Annotated in this window: 8 protein-coding genes; all 8 read left to right on the top strand. The window is 35.3% G+C overall.

Annotated elements, in window-relative coordinates:
• Positions 1 to 194 (top strand): hypothetical protein (locus IEX94_RS19805; RefSeq protein WP_229782673.1); only part of this gene is annotated, 194 nt, incomplete at its 5' end.
• Between the two features lie 197 nt (positions 195 to 391).
• Positions 392 to 694, top strand: a complete 303-nt coding sequence (locus tag IEX94_RS19800) for a hypothetical protein (RefSeq protein ID WP_229782672.1) — start codon at positions 392 to 394, stop codon at positions 692 to 694.
• Between the two features lie 43 nt (positions 695 to 737).
• Positions 738 to 1,097 carry a GNAT family N-acetyltransferase gene (locus IEX94_RS19795; RefSeq protein WP_229782671.1) on the top strand — a complete coding sequence of 120 codons (360 nt, stop codon included), beginning with the start codon at positions 738 to 740 and terminating at the stop codon, positions 1,095 to 1,097.
• Positions 1,098 to 1,298: 201 nt separating this feature from the next.
• Positions 1,299 to 2,183 carry an aminoglycoside 6-adenylyltransferase gene (locus tag IEX94_RS10880; RefSeq protein WP_188857195.1) on the top strand — a complete coding sequence of 295 codons (885 nt, stop codon included), beginning with the start codon at positions 1,299 to 1,301 and terminating at the stop codon, positions 2,181 to 2,183.
• A 236-nt stretch (positions 2,184 to 2,419) separates the two neighbouring features.
• The gene (locus tag IEX94_RS10875; RefSeq protein ID WP_188857193.1) at positions 2,420 to 3,184 is read left to right on the top strand and encodes an ABC transporter ATP-binding protein; all 765 of its coding nucleotides are present in this window, start codon (positions 2,420 to 2,422) and stop codon (positions 3,182 to 3,184) included.
• Positions 3,174 to 5,123 carry an FtsX-like permease family protein gene (locus IEX94_RS10870; RefSeq protein WP_188857190.1) on the top strand — a complete coding sequence of 650 codons (1,950 nt, stop codon included), beginning with the start codon at positions 3,174 to 3,176 and terminating at the stop codon, positions 5,121 to 5,123. Before IEX94_RS10875 ends, IEX94_RS10870 begins: the two co-directional genes overlap by 11 nt.
• A gap of 106 nt (positions 5,124 to 5,229) precedes the next feature.
• Positions 5,230 to 5,607 carry a VOC family protein gene (locus IEX94_RS10865; RefSeq protein ID WP_188857187.1) on the top strand — a complete coding sequence of 126 codons (378 nt, stop codon included), beginning with the start codon at positions 5,230 to 5,232 and terminating at the stop codon, positions 5,605 to 5,607.
• A 158-nt stretch (positions 5,608 to 5,765) separates the two neighbouring features.
• Positions 5,766 to 6,227, top strand: coding sequence for a GNAT family N-acetyltransferase (locus IEX94_RS10860; RefSeq protein ID WP_188857185.1), 462 nt, complete (start codon positions 5,766 to 5,768; stop codon positions 6,225 to 6,227).
• Positions 6,228 to 6,430 lie beyond the last annotated feature (203 nt).

The following is a 6,430-nucleotide window of genomic DNA, read 5'->3' as shown; positions in this document are numbered from 1 at the left end:
CCAGAGTTGGAAAAGTGATGTTGCTTATTCAAAACCTGGGCTTTATAGCGTTTGTTATGGCTAACGAAGCGTTGTTAAGAAATGCAGCAGGACTCGAGTCTGCCTTTCCTTTTGCAGTTTCACTCTTTCTTTTAGCGATTTGCCTTATAGCACCTTTTTATCTTTTGTTCTGGGCATTTTCGTTGAAGTACTGAGGAAGTTAAGAGTGTTAATGCATACCTGGTTAGTTATTTCATTCTCCAACTATAAGGTGCAAGAGTTAAACAAGACGATCATAGAAAAGGTCGTCTTATTTCTCTGAATTGTTATTTGAATATTATGGTATTATGGAGATGGAGTTATTTAATTATCAGTTTAAGTTTAGTAAGTTAGAACAGAGGGAGCTCACACTATGATTGGAATACTGAACCAACTAAAAGAAGTTGGGGTGCATAGTATAATAAGTGACGAACAAATTTTCTTGGAAATATTAGAAGATAACCTAAATCAAGCTAAAAAAATCGATGGTCTTATAAATGATCTTTTAACTGAAATGGAAAGCAGTAATTTTAAAAAGGTGTTGCTAGAATGTCTTAGTATTCATTTGAGACGATTAAATTGCACAGTGGATAAGATGAAGAGTTATATATATAAGGTCTCTAAGAAATCCAATAAATATTGGGATTTTAGATTACGAATTATGGTCAATTACTGAGAAGAGATCACTTTTATTTTTATCTGAAGTTATGGGGAGAAATATGAAGCAAACAGAGAAATTTTTAAGGAGTATGAAAACTGAACTACCCTCACAGGTAGAGAGAATGTTCACTATCTATAAAGTTAAAGATGAACCTGTTGGAGTGGTCTTCCCACACCTTGAACCTAATAAGGATAGAGAAGGCCGTATTTTTTGGATAGGAATTCATCCTAAATTTCGAGGAAAAGGACTGGGCAAGAACTTACACTTAATAGGGCTGTATAGGTTGCGAAATGATTTCAAAGCAAAATCGTATCTGGGTGCAACTGAAATCAACAATTATCCTATGAAAAAAATAATGCTATCTAATGGATGTGTTGAGAATAAAAATACGGTTATTTCATTGGAGAGGGTATTCTAGTTAGCAATATTGTGAAATTTTCTGCTTAAAGTATTGCGTGCGTTTCTTCGAGTAGAAAAAATATACACCTTATTATTCCGCCATCGCAGCGTATATTTAGAGTCAAAACTGTTCCATGACAAAGCTATTAAATATACTACTGGATTTTTTATGTTGAGGGAGAAATTCGATCAATGATTAAAAACGAGGAGGGAATAGCACATGAGAACTGAAAAAGAAATGTTTGACCTAATAATAGATACAGCTCAAAAAGACGAACGCATCCGAGCCGTTTATATGAATGGATCAAGAACCAATCCTAAAGCCCCAAAGGATATCTTCCAGGATTATGATATTGTTTACGTAGTTACAGAAACAGCTTCATTCATAAAAAATGAGAAATGGATCGATATTTTTGGGGATTTAATTATGATTCAAAAACCCGATGAAAACGATAAATGTATAGGGCTAGATGTTGAATTTGAAAAGTCTTATGGATATTTAATGCTTTTTACAGATGGTAATCGAATCGACTTACATATTGAGACAAAAGAAGCTATGATTGAGAACTATACAAAGGAAAAACTTACGATTCCTTTATTGGATAAAGACAGCATCCTCCCTGATATTCCAAAACCTATAGATAAGGATTATTGGGTAAAGAAGCCATCAGAACCTCTCTTTATGAGTTGTTGTAATGACTTTTGGTGGTGTCTGCAGAACGTAGGAAAAGGAATATGGCGTGATGAGTTGCCATATGCAAAACAAATGTTTGAGTTTGTAATAAGGGATAGATTAGATGAAATGGTTTCTTGGTGGATTGGCATAAAATATGATTTCCAAATTTCGGTGGGAAAGATGGGTAAGTATTTTAAACAGTACCTCCCTGATCCCTATTGGGAAATGTATAAAAAGACCTATTCTGACTACAACTATAAGAATTTTTGGAACTCAATTTTTGTAGCTTGCGAATTATTTAGAGTGTTAGCAAAAGATGTTGCAGAACAATTATTATTTACATATCCAATAAATGACGATAAGAAAATGACGGAATTCCTTAAACATATTAGGGAATTACCAGTTGACGCACAAGGTATTTTTGAATAATGCGAAATACGATTTAAATTTTACAATAATTTATTATAATCTTGCAAAAAAGGAATGGCAGATTTGAAGGTTTTGGAGTTGATTTATGTAGTAAATAATTTAGATAATTACTTTACTTGAGCTTAATGAAGTTGATTATTCCAATTTTAAAATGAAGACTAATTTAACTTATAAAGAGATAAACAAATCACATAAGTAGTAACAGGAATTCAGAGGAAGAAAAGAAGGGAATAGCGATGAAAATTTTAGAAGCTAAAAACATCGTAAAAGTTTATGGGAAAGCCAATGATGAAGGGTCAACGACTGCATTAAATGGTATCAACCTTTCTGTGTCGGAAGGAGAATTTGTTGCGATTATGGGGCCTTCAGGCAGTGGGAAAACAACCTTGCTAAACATATTGAGTGGAATTGATAAGCCAACTTCTGGAGAGATCTTTATAGAAGGTCAAAAGTTGAATGAAATGACCGGAGATGCTTTGGCGCGGTTTCGTCGTAGAAAGTTAGGATTTGTCTTTCAGGACTTCAATCTATTGGAAAGTTTAACGGTAAAAGAAAATATTATACTGCCGATGATACTCGAAAAGAAAAGCGGACCAGAAATGGAAAAGAAGGTACAGGAACTGGCAAGTCTCTTTGATATTGAAGCGATTTTAAATAAATATCCCTACCATATCTCAGGTGGACAACAGCAACGAACAGCCGTTAGCCGTGCATTGGCAAATGAACCACAGATTATATTTGCGGATGAACCGACAGGGAATTTGGATTCCAAGTCTTCTACCGTCATTATGGAATGTTTGAAAAAAGTGGTACAAGAGTTGTCAACCACTATACTTCTAGTAACACATGATGTTTTCGCTGCAAGCTATTGCGAGAAGGTTATCTTTATAAGGGACGGGTCCGTTCATTCACACCTAGAGAAAAAATCGGATCGGAAAGCTTTTCTGGATGATATCATGAATCATCTCGCTCTCTTAGGGGGGAGGCAGCATGACATTTAACAAAGTCGTCTGGAAAATGGCGAAGTATCATTACAAGAAATATCTTTTTTATCTTGCATGTAATAGCTTGGCTATCCTTTTTTTCTTTATGTTTATGACAGTTTATTTTAATGAACAACTTGTTGCATTGAAGGAAATAGAAGGGATCCAAAGTCTTCTAGCAATACCGGGAGCTGCACTTATTGTGTTTACCGTCTTTTTCATCAGCTATGCTCATCAAATTTTCATGAAGAAAAGGCGGAGTGAGTTTGGTCTACTTATGACACTAGGGATGACGAAACGTGATATTAGCAAACTAGTGCTAATAGAAAATAGCATAATTGCTGTAATAGCGATCATCATTGGAATTGGAGCAGGGACAATTTTTTCTCAGTTCTTTTTTTGGTTGTTATTGAAAGGAACAGGTATTCAGGAAGTTGCCTTTCATCTTAATGCAGACATGTTCATCTATTCCATCGGTGCTTTCATGCTCGTCTTTATTGTATCGATAGCACAATCCCTTTACTTAACGATGAATAGAGATATTATGGAGAACTTGAAAACGGAAAAAATGACGGAAAATACGGCGTTTAAACATCCGGCTATCGGAGGGATTGGAGTAGCATTTGTCGTTGGTTCCATTATTGGACTTTTTGTTACGTATACCGATCCTGATGGCGGTGAATATCTCATGCTTTGGGCGATGATAACTTTTATCGGTCTGTATATTGCTTTAAAACATTTGACCTCTTTTTTTATCGGACTCATTAAAAAGAATAAGAAACTTTACTATGGTGGGTTGCTTTATTGGACGAGCATTGATCATAAATATAAACAATTTACCTCGATTATGATACTCGTTACTATTATGGTGATGACCACACTTCTATATAGCACAATTGTATTTTACGGCTATACGGAGACTGGAAAAGAAGCCATCGAAAGAAATCCTTATACAATCGCGTTTATTTCGACGGACAGTAAAAATAATTTACCTGCAGATGAAGTTCATGCAATTTTTGATGAATATGAAAATCCTGTAGAGGAGCATTTTACTATCCCAGTCTATTTTAAATTTGAATGGGATGATGATGGTTATCCTTATACGGTTACCTTTATGCCTCTTAGCGCATTCAATGAGGTGACTGCAAGTGGATTTGAATTGCAGGGTAAGGAATTAATCTATCATTTAAATATCAGTACGGAGGATCCTGAAAGTATATCCTATGGTAGGGAATTACGTTTCTCAATTGATGGAGAAGAGATCCTTTATGATTATACTAAAGTAATTGGGGAGAAACGCTTTAATTATTTGGATGAGTTTTTTATTATAAACGATGCGGAACTAGAAACGTTGAAGGGTAATTTAGATGGGCTTGAAGCAACAGCCCATTTCATTAATGTTAAAGATTGGAAGGACTCGGAAGAAGCAGTTTTTGCATTGGAACAAGCTTTTAAAAGTTATAACGCCACTACTCCGAATTTGAATGTTGAAAATATTCTTCCGGAAGAGGAACTTTTTTACGTTGATTCTCTGGTGAGTGATTATTCAAACCGCATGAATTCAGAAGGTATTCATTTTTTCGTGGCGATCTTTTTAAGCGTTTTATTCTTTATCGGTTCCTTTCTTCTGCTGTACATTCAATTATTTTCAGAAATTGATAAAGAGGAACTGAGAATCCGCAAGCTGTTTCGCAATGGAATTACAAGTAAAGAAGTGAAAGGATTAGTATCCCGGGAAATCACGACCATATTTATGCTGCCGACCTTACTCGGGTTAATAATTGCATTGTTATATCTTGTTGCGATGGCAACAGATATAGGAGGCGTGTTAGCAAACCCGGGGATTTTGTTCCAGTTTCTCTTGATTGCCGGAATTTACTTTGTGATTTTAATAATTTTTCTTATTTATGCCAAGCGAAAGATGTTTATGGAGATTGCTGGTTTTAGGGAGGAATAATTCTAATTTTTCAACAAGTGTTATTAAATAAATGAAGCCCATTTTTAGTAACTAACAATATTTTGAGGAAATTTAATTAAATAATTTGAGGAGGAATGAATGAAAAATGAGTATTCTATTTAGGAATGAATTGTACGTAAAGGACATTGAGGAATCTTTAAACTTCTATGAAAACATTATCGGGTTAGAGTTGTATGGCAGGAGTAAACGAGGTGCACGATTTAATTATGATTGCTTTTCATTGTTGCTTACTGCTGAAGAGGTGTTGGGAGATAAGCATTACTTTAACAATAAGGCTAAAAGTGAGATTAAAGGAAATGGCTTTGAAATGATTATTGTTGTAGACGAGCTGGAAGAAGTGTACCAGCGATGTCTGGACAACAACTACCCAATTGAGGTGGAAGTGGAGAAATATCCGTGGGAGATGAGGGGCTTTAAAGTGGCTGATCCGGATGGGTATTTTATAAGGATTACTTCTAAGTGAGATTTGTGAGATCGTATACTTAAACGAGTAGGATGGAATTGTTCAGTAAAACAACAGGATTGTTGAACAGTTTTTATCATGAAAAGACTGAAGTACAGACGTTCGTGAATATATGTTCTGTATGTTAAGATATAGAAAAACAGAGGGGAATACCGACTATGGTTACATTAAAACCTTTTTCAAGTAAGTATGTAGAGGAGTTAAATTCTTTTGAGCTACCTGAAGAACAAGCACAATTCACTGCATTACCAAGTAAGATTTTAGAGGAGATTGAAGGGCAACATCGAATTGTTATACTAGATGAAGATGAACCTGTAGGCTTCTTTTTATTGCACGAGACGGAACGTGTAAAGGAGTACTCCGATAATCCTAACGCGATGTTGTTAACGGCATTATCGGTTAACTATGCAAAGCAAGGGAAAGGATATGCTAAACAAGCTATGTTCCTGCTGCGTGATTTTGTTAAAACTGAATTTCCGGATTGTGACGAGATTGTATTAGCGGTTAATCATAAAAATATTACCGCGCAGAGCCTGTATGCAGGAGTTGGGTTTACAGATACAGGCAGGAGAAAAAACGGTCCTATTGGTGAACAATTTATTTTGAAATTATTGTTGTGAAGTAACAGATTCTTTAGCGGGATTTATTACTGTCAAAATTATTAGGTCAGTTTAAAAAAATGGGGTATAATATATATAGAAAAGCATAACATGATAGAAACCGTCTGGCGCGCCAACGCCAAACGGTCTAGTGCAATAGCCCTTCAAGGGGGCGACTCAATATACAGTGATAAAATAACTACCTTAAATTAGCTCGTCAGGCT

Source organism: Oceanobacillus indicireducens, from assembly GCF_014647195.1.
Taxonomy (GTDB): Bacteria; Bacillota; Bacilli; order Bacillales; family Amphibacillaceae; genus Oceanobacillus; species Oceanobacillus indicireducens.
Note: the sequence above shows the minus strand (reverse complement) of the source record. Positions and strands in the feature narration are given on the sequence as shown.